Source organism: Streptomyces sp. NBC_00872, from assembly GCF_045161915.1.
Classification (GTDB): Bacteria; Actinomycetota; Actinomycetes; order Streptomycetales; family Streptomycetaceae; genus Streptomyces.
In genome coordinates, this window is sequence record NZ_CP108806.1 from 2,470,001 (window position 1) to 2,489,534 (window position 19,534).

Below are 19,534 nucleotides of genomic sequence, written 5' to 3' on the forward strand. Positions count from 1 at the left end.
TACGAGCTGCTGGAGCTGGTGCGGTTCGGCTACACCGTCCTGGGCCGATCTGGCGATCGCCTCTTCGACCTTGGGGAGCACGGCGGCGAACGCCGCGTCCTCGATGCCGGATCCACGCGCGTGGAAGTGCGGACCGCCGACGACCTTGCCGGTGGTGGAGTCGACCACCACGAAGACCGAGATGATGCCCTCGTCGCCGAGGATGCGGCGGTCCTTGAGGGAGGTCTCGGTGACATCGCCGACCGAGAGGCCGTCGACATAGACATAACCGGCCTGGACCTTGCCCACGATCCTCGCCTTGCCGTCGACCAGATCGACGACCACGCCGTCCTCGGCGATGACGATGTGGTCCTTGGGGACACCCGTCAGGGCGCCCAGTTCGGCGTTGGCGCGCAGATGGCGCCACTCGCCGTGGACAGGCATCAGATTCTTCGGCTTGCAGATGTTGTAGAAGTACAGCAGCTCGCCCGCCGAGGCATGACCGGAGACATGGACCTTGGCATTGCCCTTGTGGATGACATTCGCGCCCCATCTGGTCAGGCCGTTGATCACGCGGTAGACCGCGTTCTCGTTGCCCGGGATGAGCGACGACGCCAGGATCACCGTGTCGCCCTGGACGATCCGGATCTGGTGATCGCGGTTGGCCATGCGCGAGAGCGCGGCCATCGGTTCGCCCTGGGAGCCCGTGCAGACGAGCACGATCTCGTGCTCGGGGAGGTCGTCGAGGGTCTTGACGTCGACGACCAGGCCCGCGGGGACCCGGAGATAGCCGAGATCGCGTGCGATGCCCATGTTGCGGACCATCGAGCGGCCGACGAAGGCGACCCGGCGGCCGTGTTCGTGCGCCGCGTCGAGGATCTGCTGGATGCGGTGGACATGGCTGGCGAAGCTGGCCACGATGATGCGCTTCTGAGCGCTGCCGAACACCTGCCGCAGGACGTTCGAGATGTCCCGCTCGGGCGGGACGAAGCCCGGGACCTCGGCATTGGTGGAGTCGGCCAGCAGCAGGTCGATGCCTTCCTCGCCGAGCTTGGCGAAGGTGGGCAGATCGGTGAGCCTGCGGTCCAGCGGAAGCTGGTCCATCTTGAAGTCGCCGGTGTGGACGGCCATACCCGCGGGAGTGCGGATGGCGACCGCCAGAGCGTCCGGGATGGAGTGGTTGACCGCGACGAATTCGCAGTCGAAGGGACCGATGCGCTCGCGGTGGCCCTCGGTGACCTCAAGGGTGTACGGGCGGATGCGGTGCTCCTGGAGCTTCGCCTCGATCAGCGCGAGGGTCAGCTTCGAGCCGATCAGCGGGATGTCCGCCTTCAGCCGGAGCAGATACGGGACACCGCCGATATGGTCCTCGTGACCATGCGTGAGGACGATGCCGTCGATGTCGTCGAGGCGGTCCCGGATGGTGGTGAAGTCCGGCAGGATCAGGTCGATACCGGGCTGTTCCTCCTCCGGGAAGAGCACGCCGCAGTCGACGATGAGCAGACGGCCGTTGTACTCGAAGACCGTCATATTGCGGCCGATCTCACCAAGGCCGCCGAGCGGGGTGACGCGCAAGCCGTTCTTGGGCAGCTTCGGCGGGGCACCGAGTTCAGGATGCGGATGACTCAAAAGACTCTCCTCACCACACACGCCACGTACCGCTGAGGCACGTGGCGCGCATGACATTCGTGCACTTGCTGTTGTCTGTGTTGACCGACTCGTCGGTTTGTCGATGGGTCTGTTGTCTTCGCTTATTCAGTTGTGAAGTCAATGATTAGAGCTGTACCCCGCCGGCCACGAGATCGATCTTGAGCTGGGCGGTTTCCTGGGGGGACAGCTCCACGAGCGGGAGCCGGAGCGGTCCGGCGGGCAGCTTCTGGAGCGCGAGAGCGGCCTTGGTGGTGATGACGCCCTGTGTCCTGAACATGCCGATGAAGACCGGGAGCAGCTTCTGGTGGATCTCGGTGGCCTTGTGGACATCGCCGGTGAGATGGGCGTCGAGCAGCTCGCGCAGCTCCGGGGTGACCACATGGCCGACCACGGAGACGAAGCCCACCGCGCCGACCGAGAGCAGCGGCAGATTGAGCATGTCGTCGCCCGAGTACCAGGCCAGGCCGGACTGGGCGATGGCCCAGCTCGCGCGGCCGAGGTCGCCCTTGGCGTCCTTGTTGGCGACGATGCGCGGGTGCTCGGCGAGACGGACGATCGTCTCGGTGTCGATGGGGACACCGCTGCGGCCCGGGATGTCGTAGAGCATCACCGGCAGGTCCGTGGCGTCGGCGATCGCGGTGAAGTGCCGGAAGAGACCTTCCTGCGGCGGCTTGTTGTAGTACGGCGTCACGGCGAGCAGGCCGTGCGCGCCGGCGCGCTCGGCGGCTCGGGCGAGCTCCAGGCTGTGGCGGGTGTCGTTGGTGCCGACGCCCGCGACGACATGGGCCCTGTCTCCGACCGCCTCCAGGACGGCCCGTACGAGCTGGTCTTTCTCCGCGTCGCTGGTGGTCGGCGACTCACCGGTGGTGCCGTTCAGGATCAGGCCGTCGTTGCCCGCGTCCACGAGGTGGACGGCGAGCCGCTGGGCACCGTCGAGATCGAGTGCGCCGTCCGCCGTGAAGGGCGTGACCATGGCGGTGAGGACCCTCCCGAAGGGGGTCTGCGGAGTGGAGATCGGAGCCATGGGTAACACGCTACTCGCTGCTCAGCTCACCGTGTCCCTTTGGGGGACGGGACAAGAGGAGCCCGGCACTGCCTGCTCGGGGGTTCAAGCAGTGCCGGGTCCGTTTGATCAGCCTAGATGAACTTCTCGAAACGCCGCAATCCGGGCGCTTCGCTGAGCCGCCCGTACACCTGTGCTCAGAGCCCCGCTCGGCCCTGTCCTGAACCGGGCCTAAGGCGCGATTCGGCCGTTGGCGTTGAAGGCCGCATGGGTGAGGGGCATGAGCTTCGCCCAGTGCTCCTCCATCCGCTCCCCGACCATCTCGATCTCCCGCTGCGGGAAGGACGGGACCTTCGCCTGTTCGTGCTGGGTGCGCAGCCCGAGGAAGTGCATCAGCGAGCGCGCGTTGCAGGTCGCGTACATCGACGAGAACAGCCCGACCGGCAGGACCGCGCGGGCCACCTCACGGGCCACCCCCTCGGCCAGCATCCGCTGATACGCCTCGTACGCCTGGAGGTAGGAATCCCGCATCGCGCGCTCGGTCAGATCCTGCTGGGCGGCGCTGCCCGGCACGAATTCGTACTTGCCGGGCCTGCCCCGCTGCACCAGTTTGCGGTCCTCGGCGGGGACGTAGAAGACCGGCTGGAGGTTGCGGTAGCGGCCCGACTCCTCGTTGTACGAGTTGTGCACCACGATTCCGTTGGCGAGGAAGTTGTGCCAGGGGCCCTCGACGGACAGGTCGTAGGTCATCTCCTCGCCGTCGTCCGCGATGGAGACGATCGTGTCCGGCCTGGCGACGGCGGTCCCCGCCCCGGCTCCGGCCGGCGCCCGCCGCTCCTCGGCGCTCCTGCGCGCGTGGCACTCCTCGCACACCGGGGCCAGATTGCTCTCGTCGAGCGCCCGCGCGAGATCGCTCTCCACCGGGATCACATGGTCGAGGGCGAGCCCGCTGCGGGGGAACTCCCCGCCACAGAGATGGCAGGAGTCGGTCTCCTTGATCAGTCGCTCGCGCCGCGCCGCGGTCCACACCCCGATTCCGCGGTGCAGGCCCGGCGGCACGGCTGCCGGGGAGGCGTCACGCTCCGTGGCCTCGGCCAGCACCGCGTCGCCCACCGCCAGCTCACCGGCCTTGCGCCAGCCGTCCGGGGTCAGCACGGCGTGGTCCACCGTCGAGCGCAGCTCCCGCCCCGTGGCCGTGGTGATCCTGATCAGCGGCTTCACGCCCGACTCGATGACATCGACGATGCGCGCCCGGCCCGCGGTGAGGGTGTCCTCGTCGTAGCAGCGGACATGTGTGCGGCGGGCCGGCTCCAGATTGCGGAGCCGGGTACCCGGGTGCCGCTCCCGGAATTCCACGACCGCGGACTCGGCGGCTTCCCTGTTCTCGAAGAGACCGAGGTAGTGGTCGGTGTCGTCCCCGTGGACCCGTGCCGTCCACCGGCCGGCCCCGGCGTGCCAGGTGACTCCGCCGGCCGAGTGCGGCAGGCGGTCTCCGGCGTCGAGATGCCAGAGCCGGTGGAGATCCGCGATGGTCCTGCGGCGGAGTGTCCCCGATTCGCTCTCCAGGGTGATCTCGGTGTCGCCCGCGACGCACCACCCCACCCGGTGCCGCATGAACTCGCGGAAGACGAAGATCGGGGCGCTGATGAAGAAGGTCATCGAGTTGTGCTCGAAGGGGCTGCCGTGGCGGTCCCGCATCAGGAAGTTGATGAGCCCCTTCGAGCGCTCGGGGTCCTTCGACACCTCTTCCAGGGACTGCTCCCCCGCCGTGGAGACGCGCGCGGCCCACAGCACATCGGTGTCGCTGGCGGAGTGCTTCAGCAGCTCGACGGTGACATCACCGCGGAAACTCGGCTTCGTCTCCTCGGGAGTGTCGGCGGGGGTGTCGCTCACCGGCGGGGGTCCTTCCGTTCGCGTCGCTCGGGCGGCGCCTACTCTACGTGGCGGCTCCGACAGCGAAGGCCGGGGCGGCCGCGAGCGGCTTTCATCGATCAATTCGGGAATCCTGGCACCGAATGACGTCATCACGCGTCCTACCCGATGACAACTTCCCCATGGGCGGCGTCCGTCACTGGATCGCACGAGACCACCAGGGGCGTTGTTCCATGTTCCGCCCGCGCGAGGCCGTACCGTTCGCGTTCGCCGCCGAGACCGATGCCAGGGGGGCGCTGACTCGTCCGGCCCCCCTGGGGTGGTCCGGTGCGGTGCGCGATCGGTAGCCTCACCGGGCACAGCAATCGAGCGTGCTTGTGAGTGAGGATCAGTCGTGCCCCTGCCCTTCCTGACGGCCGACCGGGCTTTTGACGCGACCACCGAGGATGTCGCGCTGCCGTTCGACGATCATGATTCCTGGCGGCGTCCGTACCGCCCCGGCCCCTGGCGGGTGGTGGCGGCGGCGCTGCTTCTGCTGCTCGCCTCCTTCGTTCTGCTGGCGACGATGATCATCGCCTTCGCCGGTGCCCTGCCGGGTACCGTGCTGTGTCTGAGCGTCGCCGCGGTGATGATCGCCGTCGCGCTGCGGCTGCTGCGGGTCGGCGCGTGGGTGAGCCGGCACGGAGTGCGACGGGTGGCCCTGCTGCGGACCTCGACCGTGGCGTGGGACCAGATCACCGCCGTGCGGACGGTCCAGCAGCCGGTGCGCTGGCTCGGGATGCCGCGTACGGTCCAGGGTCAGGCGCTCGTCGTCGTACGCAGGAAGGGCGAGGCCCTGCCGCTGCTGACCGACCACAACGGTGACTTCCTGGCGCGGCCGGAGGCCTTCGACCGGGCGGCCGACACGGTCGAGGCCTGGGGCGACGAGTACCGCCGCCCCTGATCCGCCGCCCCGGGCCCGGGGGACGCCCCGCCGACGCGGACACGTCCGTACAGCCCGTACCTCCGTACAGCCCGCGGGCGTAGCAGTCCGTAGGCGTACAGCCTGCCCGTACACAGTGGAGCGGGGTCCCGCCTGGAAAGGCCGGACCCCGCTCTTCGTGTTCTCGCCTCTTCGTTTTCCCGCCCTCGCGGTGCCTGGGTGTCCGGGTTCCCGCGTGTCCGGTCGGCTCAGACCCGGACCGGTTTGCCGTCGTGGAGCGCGATGGCCCGCTGCATCGCCTTGCGGGCGCGTGGTGTGTCCCGGGCGTCGTGATAGGCGACGGCGAGCCGGAACCAGCAGCGCCAGTCGTCGGGTGAGTCCTCCGTCTGGGCCCGGCGCTCGGCGAAGACCGCGTCCGCGGAATCCCGGTCGATCCTGCCGCCTGCCGTACGGACCAGTTCGTCCGGCGGCAGCCCGCCCTCGGCGTCCAGCTCCGCCGCGAGCCGGTTGGCACGGCTGACGAACTGGGTGTTCTTCCAGAGGAACCAGACACCGATGACCGGCAGCACCAGCACCGCCGCCCCGAGGGCCACGGTGACCGCGGTGCCCTGCTGGATCAGCAGCACACCGCGGCTGCCGATTAGGACGAAGTACACGACGAGAACGGCGGCCGTGACACAGTAGGTGATCTTCGCTCGCATGGATCTCAGTTCAGATCGAGGAAGTGTTCCAGGCCGAAGGTGAGCCCGGGGGTGGAGACCACACGGCGCACACCGAGCAGGATGCCCGGCATGAAGCTGCTGTGGTGCAGGGAGTCGTGGCGGATGGTGAGGGTCTCGCCCTCGCCGCCGAGGATGACCTCCTGATGCGCCAGGAGTCCGCGCAGCCGTACGGAGTGCACCGGCACCCCGTCGACGTCCGCGCCGCGCGCGCCGTCCAGCGCGGTGGCCGTGGCGTCGGGCTGCGGGGCGAGCCCCGCCTCCGTACGGGCCGCGGCGATGAGCTGGGCGGTGCGCTGGGCGGTGCCGGAGGGCGCGTCGACCTTGTTCGGGTGGTGCAGCTCGATGACCTCGACCGACTCGAACCAGCGTGCGGCCGTCTCGGAGAACTTCATGGTGAGAACCGCGCCGATGGAGAAGTTCGGTGCGATCAGCACACCGGTCTCCGGGGCCGCGGCCAGTGCGCCACGGACCCGCGCGAGCCGCTCGTCGGTCCAGCCGGTGGTGCCGACGACCGCGTGGATGCCATGGCGTACGCAGAAGTCGAGGTTGTCCAGCACCGCGGCGGGGGTGGTCAGCTCCACCACGACCTGGGCGCCGGACTCGACCAGGGCCTCCAGCTTGTCGTCCCGGTCGAGGGCCGCGACCAGTTCCAGATCGTCCGCGGCCTCGACGGCCCGTACGGCCTCGGAGCCGATACGGCCCTTGGCACCGAGAACGGCCACACGCAGCTTGCTCATCGCTCTTGCTTCCTTACGGCTTCGGCTTGGCTACGGCTTCGGGGTGCGGGTCAGGAGACGGCTTCGTCGAGGCGGGCCGCCTGCTTCTCCTTCAGCGGACCTATGACCGACAGTGAGGGACGGTGTCCCAGTACATCGCGGGCGACCGCGCTCACCTCGTCCGGGGTGACCGCGGCTATCCGGGCCAGCATCTCGTCGACCGACATCTGGGCACCCCAGCACAGCTCGCTCTTGCCGATGCGGTTCATCAGCGCGCCGGTGTCCTCGAGACCGAGGACCGTGGAGCCGGAGAGCTGCCCGACGGCGCGCGAGATCTCCTCGTCGCTGAGCCCCTCGGCGGCGACCCGGTCGAGTTCGTCGCGGCAGATCTTCAGCACATCGTGGACCTGGCTCGGGCGGCAGCCCGCGTACACCCCGAAGAGCCCGCAGTCGGCGAAGCCCGAGGTGTACGAGTACACGCTGTAGGCCAGCCCGCGCTTCTCCCGTACCTCCTGGAAGAGGCGGGAGCTCATCCCGCCGCCGAGGGCGGTGTTCAGTACGCCGAGGGCCCAGCGGCGCTCGTCGGTACGGGACAGCCCCGGCATCCCGAGGACCACATGGGCCTGTTCGGTCTTGCGGTCGAGCAGATCGACCCGGCCTGCGGTGCGTACGGTGCGCCGGCCCTCGCGGGGCGCCACGGGGGTGGCGTCCGGACGGGAGAGGGCACCGGCCTTCTCGAACGCCTTGCGGACCTGCCGTACCACCGTGGCGTGGTCGACGTTGCCCGCGGCGGCGACGATGAGATGCCTGGGGTCGTAGTGCTTCTTGTAGAAGCGCGCGATCCGGTCGCGGTCCAGGCTGTTGACGGTCTCGACGGTGCCGAGGACCGGCCGGCCGAGGGGGGTGTCACCGAACATGGTGTGCGCGAAGAGATCGTGCACACAGTCGCCCGGGTCGTCCTCGGTCATGGCGATCTCTTCGAGGACCACACCGCGCTCGGCGTCGACGTCCGCGGCCTCGATGAGCGATCCGGTGAGCATGTCGCAGACGACGTCGATGGCCAGCGGCAGATCGGTGTCGAGCACACGCGCGTAGTAGCAGGTGTACTCCTTCGCCGTGAAGGCGTTCATCTCACCGCCGACCGCGTCGATGGCGGAGGAGATGTCCAGGGCGCTGCGCCGGCTGGTGCCCTTGAAGAGGAGGTGTTCCAGATAGTGGGTGGCGCCGTTGAGGGCGGGCGTCTCGTCACGCGAGCCGACCTGGACCCAGATGCCGAAGGTCGCGGAGCGGACCGAGGGCAGGGTTTCGGTGACGACGCGCAGACCGCCGGGGAGCGTCGTACGGCGGACCGTGCCGATGCCGTTCTCGCCCTTGAGCAGGGTTTGGGTACGGGCGACGGCCCGCGCCTCCGAGGAGGTGCGGGCCGTCGCCTGGAAGCCGGCCGTCACTGGGTCGCGTCGTCCTTCGCCTCTTCGGAGTCCGCGGCCTCTTCGCCCTCGATCACGGGGATGAGGGAGAGCTTGCCGCGCTGGTCGATCTCGGCGATCTCGACCTGGACCTTCTGGCCGACACCGAGGACGTCCTCGACGTTCTCCACACGCTTGCCGCCGGCGAGCTTGCGGATCTGCGAGATGTGCAGCAGACCGTCCTTGCCCGGGAGCAGCGACACGAACGCGCCGAAGGTGGTCGTCTTGACGACCGTACCCAGATAGCGCTCGCCGACCTCCGGCATGGTCGGGTTGGCGATGCCGTTGATCGTGGCGCGGGCGGCCTCGGCGGCCGGTCCGTCGGCGGCACCGATGTAGATGGTGCCGTCGTCCTCGATCGTGATGTCGGCGCCGGTGTCCTCCTGGATCTGGTTGATCATCTTGCCCTTGGGGCCGATGACCTCGCCGATCTTGTCCACCGGGATCTTGACCGTGATGATCCGCGGGGCGTTCGGGGACATCTCGTCCGGGACGTCGATGGCCTCGTTCATCACATCGAGGATGTGGAGGCGGGCGTCGCGGGCCTGCTTCAGCGCGGCGGCCAGGACCGAGGCGGGGATGCCGTCGAGCTTGGTGTCGAGCTGGAGCGCGGTGACGAAGGTCTTCGTACCGGCGACCTTGAAGTCCATGTCACCGAAGGCGTCCTCCGCACCGAGGATGTCGGTGAGGGTGACGTAGTGGGTCTCGCCTTCGATCTCCTGGGAGATCAGACCCATGGCGATACCGGCGACGGGGGCCTTGAGCGGCACACCGGCGTTCAGCAGCGACATGGTGGAGGCGCAGACCGAGCCCATGGACGTCGAGCCGTTGGAGCTCAGCGCCTCGGAGACCTGGCGGATGGCGTACGGGAACTCCTCGCGCGTCGGCAGCACCGGCACGAGCGCGCGCTCGGCCAGGGCGCCGTGGCCGATCTCGCGGCGCTTCGGCGAACCGACACGGCCCGTCTCACCGGTGGAGTACGGCGGGAAGTTGTAGTTGTGCATGTAGCGCTTGCGGGTGACCGGGGAGAGCGTGTCGAGCTGCTGCTCCATCCGGAGCATGTTGAGGGTGGTGACGCCCAGGATCTGGGTCTCGCCACGCTCGAAGAGCGCCGAACCGTGCACGCGCGGGATGGCCTCGACCTCGGCGGCGAGCGTACGGATGTCCGTGACGCCACGGCCGTCGATACGGACCTTGTCCTTGATGACGCGCTCACGGACCAGGGACTTGGTCAGCGAGCGGTACGCGGCGGAGATCTCCTTCTCGCGGCCCTCGAACTGCGGGAGCAGCTTCTCGCCGGCGAGGACCTTGACGCGGTCCAGCTCGGCCTCGCGCTCCTGCTTGCCCGCGATGGTGAGCGCCTGGGCCAGCTCGGACCTGACGGCCGAGGTGAGCGCCTCCAGGACGTCGTCCTCGTAGTCGAGGAAGATCGGGAACTCGCCGGTGGGCTTGGCGGCCTTGGCGGCGAGGTCCGACTGCGCCTTGCAGAGGACCTTGATGAAGGGCTTGGCCGCCTCGAGACCGGCGGCGACGATCTCCTCGGTGGGAGCCTCGGCGCCGTCCTTGACGAGCTGGATGGTCTTCTCGGTGGCCTCGGCCTCGACCATCATGATCGCGACGTCGCCGTCGTCCAGGACCCGGCCGGCGACGACCATGTCGAAGACGGCCTCCTCCAGCTCGGTGTGCGTCGGGAACGCGACCCACTGGCCCTTGATCAGGGCGACCCGGGTGCCGCCGATGGGGCCGGAGAAGGGCAGGCCCGCGAGCTGCGTGGAGCAGGAGGCGGCGTTGATCGCGACCACGTCGTAGAGATGGTCGGGGTTGAGCGCCATGATCGTCTCGACGACCTGGATCTCGTTGCGCAGGCCCTTCCTGAAGGACGGGCGCAGCGGGCGGTCGATGAGCCGGCAGGTGAGGATGGCGTCCTCGGAGGGACGGCCCTCGCGGCGGAAGAAGGAGCCGGGGATCTTGCCGGCCGCGTACATCCGCTCCTCGACGTCCACCGTGAGGGGGAAGAAGTCGAGCTGGTCCTTGGGCTTCTTGGAGGCGGTGGTGGCCGACAGCACCATGGTGTCGTCGTCCAGGTAGGCCACGGCGGAGCCGGCGGCCTGACGGGCCAGCCGGCCCGTCTCGAAGCGGATGGTGCGGGTGCCGAAGGTTCCGTTGTCGATAACGGCCTCGGCGTAGTGGGTCTCGTTCTCCACTAGTGATTTCTCCTCGTCTTCGTCCGGTGCCCGTGTGGCAGGGGACGTGGCGGAGAAGCGCTCCTTGGTGCGGGCCGGTCTTCGATCGAAGCACCCGGGACCGCGGCATGGGCCGCGCGTCCTTCCGGGCGCCACTACCGAGGACCGGCGGCGGCGGAGGTCGCTCCTCCTCTTCCTCTTCAGTTGTACTCGTACGTCTTCAGTTGTACTTGTGCGTCCAGGTTACTGAGCTTCGCCGGGGGGCGACATTCCGATCGTCCCGGGCCGGTGCTCATGATCGCCCGTACGTTCGGCGAAACCGTGCCGTACATGGGGAACGTCCCGTACATACGGCAAAGGGAGCGGTCCCCGGATGGTGGGAACCGCTCCCTTCACGGTGTCTTACTTGGCACCGCCGGCCGCACCGCGGCGGATGCCCAGGCGGTCGACCAGCGTACGGAAACGCTGGATGTCCTTCTTGGCCAGGTACTGGAGCAGCCGACGGCGCTGGCCGACCAGAATCAGCAGACCGCGACGGGAGTGGTGGTCGTGCTTGTGGGTCTTGAGGTGCTCGGTCAGGTCCGAGATCCGGCGCGACAGCATGGCGACCTGGACCTCGGGGGAGCCGGTGTCACCTTCCTTGGTGCCGAACTCGGTCATGATCTGCTTCTTCGTAGCGGCGTCGAGCGACACGCGTACTCCTCGTGGGTCTTCATGGCCACCGAGTGCCCCAGGTCGAATACTCTGGGGAGCTTCCGTTACTCGGGAGGCGGGGTCCGCTGGGCGTCGATCGCGGAGCGGAGGCTCCGGGGTCACGTACACAGACGGCCGTCACACAGGGTACCAGCCCCTGGACGGGCCCCTGGCCACGGGCCGGGAGTCCGCACAGGGACAGGGGAACACGGCCCGGACAGGACCTGGGTTCTGTCCGCCCGGACAGGGTCTAGCTGGTGAGGGCGCGGGCCGCGGTGAAGACGTCGAGGACCGCCAGACAGAGCGGTACCAGCGAGAGCAGCACCGCGCCTTCGGCGAGATCGAGGAGCCGGCCCCAGAAGGGTGAGAGGCCCTTGTGCGGGACGATCAGACCGATGGCGGTGATCAGGGCGGCGCCCGCGGCGACGCACGCGGCGAGCCAGATCGTACGGATGTCGAGGGCGCCGCGGTCGCCGTAGGTCAGGAGCTCCCTGACCAGGTCGGCGGGCGGGTTCAGGGAGAGGCCGAGGACCAGCAGCGCGATCGCCGAGATACCCGCGGCCAGGACACAGGTGACCTGCGAGGTGTAGCGGAAGAGGCGGGCGCGCAGCAGCATCGCGAGGCCGGCCGCGAGGGCGAGGAACTGGCCCCAGACGGTGTCCGAGAAGCCGAGCACCGCCGCGGCGCCGACGACGACCGCGGCGCAGCCGCCGACCAGGCCGAGCAGCATCTCGTGGCCGCGGCGGGCCTGGGCGGCGATGCGCTCGGCGTCGACGGGCTCGGCGTCGGGGGTGGCGTGCGGATCGGCGAAGGTGTCGTCACCGTACTCGGCGCCCTCGGCGCCGCGCGGCGAGGCGTAGCCGATGGGCAGCCGGGCGAAGCGGGCGGAGAGACCGGGCAGGAAGGCGACGATCCCGATGGCGACCGGCGCGCAGACGGCGGCGGTCCCGGTGGCCGACGCCTCCGTCAGGATCATCACAAAGGTCGCGAGGGTGCCGACGGTGGCCAGGAAGGTCGCGGCCACGAAGGGGGCGTCGCCGCTCGGGGTGAGCGCGACGAGGACGACGGCGGCGACCAGTACGGTGACGCAGCCGAGCAGGAACTGGAGCCGGCCGGGGCCCTGGCCCGGGTCGGGGCCGATGATCCCGGAGCCGCCGATCAGCAGCAGCGGCAGGGCGCCGAGTCCGAGCGCGACGGCGGTGGCGCGGTCCGCGTAGACCCGGGCCCGTACGCCCGCGAAGGCGGTCAGCAGCGCACCGGCCGCGCCCGCGATGACACCGGGAAGGCTGTGCATGTCGTGGCGGACGGGATCGGCGAACCAGAGGACGAAGCCCATGAGGACGAGCAGCAGGACCCCGCCGATCAGACCGGCGGAGCGCAGCAGTTCGTCGCTCCAGAGATGACGGTCGCGCCGGACCGCGGAGGCGACGGCGTCCGAGACGTCGTCGAAGACCGCGGGCGGCAGGGACTCGGCGAAGGGCCGCAGACTGAGGACCTCGCCGTCGAGTACCCGCTGGGCGACAAGGGTGCGGGCGCCGTCGAGCACGGTGCCGTCACGCCGGACCAGGTGATATCCGGTGGGGGTGCCCGCCGTCTGGGTCTGGCCTGTCAGTCGCAGGATCTCCGGGTGGATGTCGGCGACGGGGATGTCCTCCGGGAGCGCGACATCGATCCTGCTGTCCGGCGCCACGACAGTGACGCGGCAGAAACCCGTCGCTGCGGTCGTACTCACGTGTCTGTCCCCCTGATTCGCGGTTGCGCACGATGCGCGCGCCACCCTACCGGGGCGTCGCGTGGAGGTCTGCAAGTAGGATCGCCGTCGCGCGGAGGGAGACCGTCGCCACGGGGGCGCCGGTACGGAACTGCCCGTCCGTCTTGAGGGATTGATGCGCCGGTGAGCCAGATCGTCGTCAAACGCCCACCACGGTCCCTTCCGCCGGAAGTGCCCACGGATGCCCTTGCCCTGGAGGCCCCGCCGGAACTGCCGCGCGGCCAGCAGGAGGGCATGCTGATGCAGGTCCTGCCGGTGCTCGGCATGGGCTCGTCGGTGGTCTTCTTCTTCTCGCCGCAGGCCCCGCCGTTCATGCGGATCATGGGCGTGCTGATGCTGTTCTCGACGGTGGCGATGATCGTCGCGCAGATCGTCAGATTCCGCCGCGGTACGCAGGGGCAAATGGCCGATGTCCGGCGCGACTACCTCAAGTACCTGGCGCAGACGCGGCGTACGGTCCGCAGGACGGCGCGGACGCAGCGCGACGCCCAGCTCTATCTGCACCCCTCGCCCGAGCAGCTCTGGTCGGTGGTGGCCGAGGGGTCGCGGGTGTGGGAACGGCGGGTCGGCGACGGGGACTTCGGGCAGCTGAGGATCGGGCTCGGCGCGCAGCAGCTCGCCACTCCGCTGGTCGCGCCCGACACGGCGCCGGTCGATGAGCTGGAGCCGCTGTGCGCCGGGGCGATGCAGCAGTTCCTCGCGGTGCACGGCTCGCTGGACGGGCTGCCGATGGCCGTGTCGATGCGCGCTTTCTACCATGTGACGGTCTCGGGTGAGCCGGAGTCGGCGCACTCGGCGGCGCGCGCGCTGGTCGCCCAGCTGGTGACGCTGCACTCGCCCGAGGATGTGATGGTCGCGGTGGTGGCGGCGCCGGGGGCGGTCGCGCGCTGGGACTGGACGAAGTGGCTGCCGCACACACAGGTGCCGGGACAGATCGACGGTGCCGGTACGAAGCGGCTGTTCGGCGACGATCTCGGGGAACTGGAACAGCTGCTGCGCGGCAGGCTGGACGGGCGGCCCCGGTTCGGCCGGGACAGCCAGCCGGTGCTGGACCAGCCGCATGTGGTGGTGGTGCTGGACGGCGGGATGGTGCCGCCGGACTCGCTGTTCGCGGCGGCCGAGGGGCTGCAGGGCGTGACGATCGTGGAGGTCGTGTCCGGGGAACTGGACGAGCCGCGCGGCGGTCTCTCCGTGAAGGTGCGGCCGGGGCGGCTGCGGCTGGAGTCCGGCGGGGGTCTGGCGTACGAGGGGGTGCCGGACGGGATCTCGCTGCCCGCCGCCGAGGCGCTCGCACGGCAGCTCGCCCCGCTGCGGACGGGCGGCGGCGACGAGGACGAACCGCTGCTGGCCAATCTGGACTTCACGGATCTGCTGAATCTGGGCGACGCGGCGGCGGTCGATGTGGCCCGTACCTGGCGGCCCCGGTCGACGGCCGAGCGGCTGCGGGTGCCGATCGGTGTCGGCGAGGACGGCCAGCCGGTGATGCTGGACCTCAAGGAGGCCGCGCAGGAGGGCATGGGACCGCACGGGCTCTGTGTCGGCGCGACCGGTTCCGGCAAGTCGGAGCTGCTGCGCACCCTGGTGCTCGGGCTCGCCGTCACCCACTCCTCGGAGACGCTGAACTTCGTCCTCGCCGACTTCAAGGGCGGTGCGACCTTCGCCGGGATGTCACAGATGCCGCATGTGGCGGCCGTCATCACCAACCTGGCGGACGATCTGACCCTGGTCGACCGGATGGGCGACGCGATCCGCGGTGAGCTCCAGCGCCGTCAGGAGCTGCTGCGCTCGGCGGGCAACTACGCCAATATCCACGACTACGAGAAGGCGCGGGCGGCGGGCGCCGCGCTGGAGCCGCTGGCCTCGCTCGTTCTCGTGATCGACGAGTTCTCCGAACTGCTCACCGCCAAGCCCGACTTCATCGACATGTTCATCCAGATCGGCCGGATCGGCCGGTCGCTGGGTGTGCATCTGCTGCTCGCCTCGCAGCGGCTGGAGGAGGGCAAGCTGCGCGGGCTCGACACCTATCTCTCGTACCGGATCGGTCTGCGGACGTTCTCGGCGGCCGAGTCGCGTACGGCGCTGGGGGTGCCGGACGCGTACCACCTGCCGTCGGTGCCCGGCTCCGGCTATCTCAAGTTCGGTACGGACGAGATGACGCGCTTCAAGGCGGCGTATGTCTCGGGTACGTACCGCACCGGCGGTCCCGATCTCTCGGTGGGGCAGCTCCATGTCGAGCGGCGGCCCGCGCTCTTCACCGCCACGCCGGTGCCGGTGGTGTACGCGGCGCCGGATCCGGCCGCCGTGCTCACGCCCTCGACCTCGGAGGACGACGCGCTGGCGGACACGGTCCTCGATGTGATCGTGCGGCGGCTGGACGGGCAGGGGGTGCCCGCGCACCAGGTGTGGCTGCCGCCGCTGGACGAGGCGCCGACGCTCGACCAGTTGCTGCCCGGGATCGCGGTGACCGAGGAGCGCGGGCTGAACGCGACCGAGTACACCCGTCCCGGGGGTCTGACCGTTCCGCTCGGTCTGATCGACAAGCCCTTCGAGCAGCGCCGTGAGGTGCTCTACCGGGACTTCTCCGGCGCGGCCGGCCATATGCTCGTGGTGGGCGGTCCGCAGTCCGGCAAGTCGACGCTGATGCGGACGCTGATCGCGTCGTTCGCCCTGACCCACACCCCGCACGAAGTGCAGTTCTACGCACTGGACTTCGGCGGTGGCGGCCTTGCCTCGCTCGCCGATCTGCCGCATGTCGGCGGGGTCGCGTCCCGGCTCGACCCCGAGCGGGTCAGGCGCGCGGTCGCGGAGGTGCTGGGGGTGCTCAACCGGCGCGAGGAGTTCTTCCGTTCGCACGGCATCGACTCCATCGCGACCTACCGGCGCAGGCGGGCGGCGGGCGAACTGCCCGGCGAGGCCTGGGGTGATGTCTTCCTGGTCATCGACGGCTGGGGCGGTTTCAAGAACGACTACGACATGCTGGAGCCGGTCATCTCCGACCTGGCGGCGCGCGGTCTGGGCTACGGCGTCCATGTCGTGGTCACCGCGGCGCGCTACATGGAGGTGCGCGCGGCGCTCAAGGACCAGATGCTGGGCCGGCTGGAGCTGCGGCTCGGCGATGTCATGGACTCGGAGTTCGACCGCAAGGTCGCGGCCAATGTCCCCACGGGGGTGCCGGGCCGTGGCCAGGTGCCCGAGAAGCTGCACTTCATGGGCGGGCTGCCGCGTATCGACGGGGTGAGCGGCGCCGCCGATCTCTCCGACGGCCAGACGGCGTTCGTCCGCGCGGTGAAGGAGGGCTGGACGGGGCCCGCGGCGCCGACCGTACGGCTGCTGCCGCGCAGGCTGCCCGTCGAACAGCTTCCGAAGGGCTTCGAGTTCCCGCAGCACGGCATCGCGATCGGTATCGACGAGACCAATCTGGAGCCGGTGTTCGTCGACTTCGAGACCGACCCGTTCTTCATGATCTTCGGGGAGAGCGAATCCGGGAAGACCGCGCTGCTGCGGCTGATCGCCAAGCAGATCTCCGAGCGGTACGCCCCGGAGCAGGCGCGGATCGTGGTCGGTGACTACCGCCGCTCGCTGCTGGAGGCCGTACCGTCCTCGCATCTGCTGGAGTACGCGCCGATGGCGTCGGCCATGCAGATGCATATGGACGCCATCGGCACGGTGATGCAGAAGCGGGCGCCGAAGCCGGACATCACTCCGCAGCAGCTCCGCGACCGGAGCTGGTGGAACGGTCCGCAGCTCTTCGTGTTCATCGACGACTACGAACTGGTCGCGACCAACTCGGGCAATCCGCTGGCGGGTCTGGTGGAGCATCTTCCGTTCGCGCGGGACGTCGGTATCCGCTTCATCGTCGCGCGCAGCGCGGCGGGCGCGTCGCGCGCGATGTACGAGCCGTTCATGCAGCGGATGAAGGAACTGGGCGCCCAGGGCGTGATCCTCTCCGGCGATCCGGGCGAGGGCGACATCCTCGGCAATGTCAGGGCCCGTCCGATGCCTCCGGGCCGGGGCACCTTCGTCTCGCGCAAGCGCGGCGCGCCCCTGGTGCAGGTGGGGTGGCTGCCGGACAGGCCCTAGGCTGAGAGGCTGAGTGATGTAGCTCGCACGCAACGCCCCGGGAGGGATCGCACCATGGCTGACGCGACGGACAAGGAACGTCAGAAGGAAGAGCTGTACGCCCTGGACATCTCCGGTGTGGAGTGGCTCGGCGCGCCCGGGACGAGTCCGGACGAGGAGCGGGTGGAGATCGCGTATCTGCCGGAGGGGGCCGTCGCGATGCGGTCGTCGCAGGATCCGGAGACGGTGCTGCGGTACACGAAGGCGGAGTGGGACGCGTTCGTCCTGGGGGCGCGGGACGGGGAGTTCGACCTCAAGTAGTGCCCGGCTCATGGCGAAGGGGGTGTCCGCACGGCGGACACCCCCTTCTTCGGCGCGTACGGCCGGTCAGCCCATCTGCATACGGAAGCGGGCCGCGTTGCCGCGGTCGGTGTCCTGGTAGCCGATGACCGACTCGTCGAGCAGGCGGGCGATCTGGCCCAGGTCCTGGTTCATACCGGCCATGTCGCGGGCGAGGCGGTCCTGGCTCTCGCGGTAGGCGATCTTGGCCTCACCGTCCCAGTTCTCGGCGACGGCCTTGACCCTGGTCATCAGGTCCTCAAGACCCTGGCTGAGCTGGCTGGCGGTCGTCCGGACGTCGGTGGCCGCCGTGGTCACGGTGTCGTAATTGACGGCAGTGGTCATGTGATGCTCCTCAAGACGGAATGCGGCGGGAGATGACGGACGGCGGCTCAGGCCATCCCGAGAATGGAGCTCTGACCCTGGGAGGTGTTGTCCATCCGCCGGAAGGACGCGATGCGGTCCTCTTCCTGCTGGGTGAAACCGTCGGCGCTCATACGCATGATCTCTTCGAGCTTGACCAGCTCGACGCGCATGTTCCGCAGGCGCTGGTTCAGATCGTTCTGAACCCGGTCGTACTCCTTGCTGGCCGCCCCCTGCCAGCCCGCCTGGATACGGTCCACCACACCGTTGAGCGAGGTGATACGGCTCTGCAGCTCGTCATGGAAGGTCTGGATCCTGTTGGCGAGATCAATTTGATCTCCGCTGGTGACATTCAGATCCCTCGACATCTTGCCCCTTCTTCCTGTCTTCCTGCGATGCGCCCTGAGAACCGGCGCGCTGGACGGGAAGCACCTCGATGCCGCCCCCGTGTGGAATCGGCGGTCACCCGCACAATCCCGCCAAACACTTTAGCTACTCGGTACGACAGTTCCAACTGCAAAGTCAGTCCTGGGCAGTTGATTCGCGTACGGTCCGCCCGGCCGCTTTCGCGCGGGTGTCACGGACGACCGTGGCCGTCCCCGCCACGACCGCGACCAGCACCGCCGTGATCCCGAGGGCGTAGGTCGCGTGGCGTTCGGTGCGCTCCTGGGCGGTCTCCGACATGGCCAGATACGCGGGCTCGGGAGCGGGCGCCCTGGGCGGCCCCGGGTCGGGGCGCGGGGACTCGGGCGCGCGGTCGTCCTCGCTCAGCGCGCGGACCGGGTCGACCACTCCCCAGCCGACGAAGGCGTCGTGGCCGTTGATGCTGCGCTCGGCGGTCTGCTCGATCTGGGCGATGATCTGGTGCGCCTTCCAGTCGGGGTGCTCGGCGCGCAGCAGGGCGGCGACCCCGGCGACATAAGGGGCCGAGAAACTGGTGCCGTTGTCGACGCACTGGCCGTTGCCGGGGACGGTGGAGACCATGTCCACGCCCGGCGCGGCCACTCCCACGAACTCCCCGGACTGCGAGAAGGCCGCGCGTTCGTTGTTGCGGTCGGAGGAGGCGACGGCGAGCACCCCGTCGAAGGCCGCCGGGTAGGTGTTCTTGCGCTGTCCGTCGAGGCCGTCGTTGCCCGCGGAGGCGACGACGACGATGTCCTCGGCGACGGCCCGCGCCACGGCCTGGCCGAGGTCGGACTCCCCGTCGAGGGGCTTGGTGGTGTCCTGCGAGATGTTGATGACATCGGCGCGCTCGGCGATGGCGTGGTCGATCGCCTTGGTCATGGTCGACTGGTCGCCGCTGTTCCGCTCGTCGTTCTGGCGGATCGGGATGATCGTGGCCTCGGGGGCGAGCCCCACGAAGCCGGTGCCCGCGCGGGGGCGCGCGGCGATGATCCCCGCGACCTTGGTGCCATGGCCGACCCGGTCGTCCGTGCCGTCGGCCGGCGAGCCCTTCGCCATCTTCTTGGCCAGGAACTCCGTTCCCGCCGCGGTGTCGACGGCCGACTTCAGCTGGGGGTTGGCGTTGTCGACTCCCGTGTCGATGACGGCCACCCGCACCCCCTTGCCCTTGGTGTCCGCCCACAGCTCCTCCAGCATCACCCGCTGGAGGGCCCAGGGGGTGCCCGCGATCTGTGTCTTCATCGGGAAGGTGCACTCACCGCTGCCGTCGGTACGGAGGTTCCCGGGCCGCTCACCGGCGTATGCCGCCGGGGGCAGGGCCGCGAGGCCGGTGAGGGCCAGGGCGGCGGTCAGCAGTGCGGTCCGGCGGCGCGTGTACGGCATCGGCATCGGTC

At 69.5% G+C, this 19,534-nt stretch carries 15 protein-coding genes and 1 pseudogene (1 of these 16 only partly in view); 3 read left to right on the top strand and 13 right to left on the bottom strand.

What is annotated here, in order from left to right; translation table 11 throughout:
* From OG214_RS10455 to OG214_RS10470, 4 genes and pseudogenes are all read right to left on the bottom strand, one after another.
* Window positions 1–1,608, bottom strand: the 5' portion of a protein-coding gene (locus OG214_RS10455) for a ribonuclease J (protein WP_363084846.1). The gene continues 78 nt to the left of window position 1, outside the view; only the first 1,608 of its 1,686 coding nucleotides appear in the window; the start codon lies at window positions 1,606–1,608; its stop codon lies beyond the left edge, outside the window.
* A gap of 145 nt (window positions 1,609–1,753) precedes the next feature.
* Window positions 1,754–2,653, bottom strand: coding sequence for a 4-hydroxy-tetrahydrodipicolinate synthase (gene dapA / locus OG214_RS10460; RefSeq protein WP_405984593.1), 900 nt, complete (start codon window positions 2,651–2,653; stop codon window positions 1,754–1,756).
* A 210-nt stretch (window positions 2,654–2,863) separates the two neighbouring features.
* Window positions 2,864–4,246 (bottom strand): FAD-dependent thymidylate synthase, encoded by a 1,383-nt coding sequence (gene thyX, locus OG214_RS10465; protein WP_405987467.1) that lies wholly within the window; start codon window positions 4,244–4,246, stop codon window positions 2,864–2,866.
* Window positions 4,226–4,525, bottom strand: a pseudogene (locus OG214_RS10470) (FAD-dependent thymidylate synthase); the annotation flags it as partial. The gene thyX and the pseudogene OG214_RS10470, both read right to left, overlap by 21 nt.
* A gap of 373 nt (window positions 4,526–4,898) precedes the next feature.
* Between OG214_RS10470 and OG214_RS10475 the strand changes: the two are divergent.
* The gene (locus OG214_RS10475) at window positions 4,899–5,447 is read left to right on the top strand and encodes a hypothetical protein (RefSeq protein ID WP_363084843.1); all 549 of its coding nucleotides are present in this window, start codon (window positions 4,899–4,901) and stop codon (window positions 5,445–5,447) included.
* A 227-nt stretch (window positions 5,448–5,674) separates the two neighbouring features.
* On the opposite strand, the gene OG214_RS10480 is transcribed toward OG214_RS10475, so the two are convergent.
* The 6 genes from OG214_RS10480 to eccD all read right to left on the bottom strand — a co-directional run bounded on the left by OG214_RS10480 (window position 5,675) and on the right by eccD (window position 12,938).
* Window positions 5,675–6,127 (bottom strand): hypothetical protein, encoded by a 453-nt coding sequence (locus OG214_RS10480; protein WP_405984594.1) that lies wholly within the window; start codon window positions 6,125–6,127, stop codon window positions 5,675–5,677.
* 5 nt (window positions 6,128–6,132) lie between these two features.
* The gene (gene dapB / locus OG214_RS10485; RefSeq protein WP_363084841.1) at window positions 6,133–6,885 is read right to left on the bottom strand and encodes a 4-hydroxy-tetrahydrodipicolinate reductase; all 753 of its coding nucleotides are present in this window, start codon (window positions 6,883–6,885) and stop codon (window positions 6,133–6,135) included.
* Window positions 6,886–6,935: 50 nt separating this feature from the next.
* On the bottom strand, window positions 6,936–8,312 hold the full coding sequence (locus tag OG214_RS10490) for a M16 family metallopeptidase (protein ID WP_405984595.1): 1,377 nt from the start codon (window positions 8,310–8,312) through the stop codon (window positions 6,936–6,938).
* On the bottom strand, window positions 8,309–10,534 hold the full coding sequence (locus OG214_RS10495; RefSeq protein ID WP_363083216.1) for a polyribonucleotide nucleotidyltransferase: 2,226 nt from the start codon (window positions 10,532–10,534) through the stop codon (window positions 8,309–8,311). The genes OG214_RS10490 and OG214_RS10495 overlap by 4 nt, the downstream gene beginning before the upstream one ends.
* 381 nt (window positions 10,535–10,915) lie before the next feature.
* Window positions 10,916–11,206, bottom strand: a complete 291-nt coding sequence (gene rpsO, locus OG214_RS10500) for a 30S ribosomal protein S15 (RefSeq protein ID WP_030351649.1) — start codon at window positions 11,204–11,206, stop codon at window positions 10,916–10,918.
* Between the two features lie 250 nt (window positions 11,207–11,456).
* Window positions 11,457–12,938 (bottom strand): type VII secretion integral membrane protein EccD, encoded by a 1,482-nt coding sequence (eccD, locus tag OG214_RS10505; protein ID WP_405984596.1) that lies wholly within the window; start codon window positions 12,936–12,938, stop codon window positions 11,457–11,459.
* 162 nt (window positions 12,939–13,100) lie between these two features.
* On the opposite strand from eccD, the gene eccCa reads away from it, so the two are divergent.
* Window positions 13,101–17,057 (top strand): type VII secretion protein EccCa, encoded by a 3,957-nt coding sequence (eccCa, locus tag OG214_RS10510; RefSeq protein ID WP_405984597.1) that lies wholly within the window; start codon window positions 13,101–13,103, stop codon window positions 17,055–17,057.
* Between the two features lie 54 nt (window positions 17,058–17,111).
* Window positions 17,112–17,357 carry a DUF397 domain-containing protein gene (locus tag OG214_RS10515; protein WP_363083213.1) on the top strand — a complete coding sequence of 82 codons (246 nt, stop codon included), beginning with the start codon at window positions 17,112–17,114 and terminating at the stop codon, window positions 17,355–17,357.
* A gap of 66 nt (window positions 17,358–17,423) precedes the next feature.
* On the opposite strand, the gene OG214_RS10520 is transcribed toward OG214_RS10515, so the two are convergent.
* From OG214_RS10520 to mycP, 3 genes are all read right to left on the bottom strand, one after another.
* Window positions 17,424–17,720 carry a WXG100 family type VII secretion target gene (locus OG214_RS10520; RefSeq protein ID WP_405984598.1) on the bottom strand — a complete coding sequence of 99 codons (297 nt, stop codon included), beginning with the start codon at window positions 17,718–17,720 and terminating at the stop codon, window positions 17,424–17,426.
* Between the two features lie 47 nt (window positions 17,721–17,767).
* Window positions 17,768–18,106 (bottom strand): WXG100 family type VII secretion target, encoded by a 339-nt coding sequence (locus OG214_RS10525; protein WP_363083211.1) that lies wholly within the window; start codon window positions 18,104–18,106, stop codon window positions 17,768–17,770.
* Between the two features lie 154 nt (window positions 18,107–18,260).
* On the bottom strand, window positions 18,261–19,523 hold the full coding sequence (gene mycP / locus OG214_RS10530) for a type VII secretion-associated serine protease mycosin (RefSeq protein WP_363083209.1): 1,263 nt from the start codon (window positions 19,521–19,523) through the stop codon (window positions 18,261–18,263).
* Window positions 19,524–19,534: the final 11 nt, after the last annotated feature.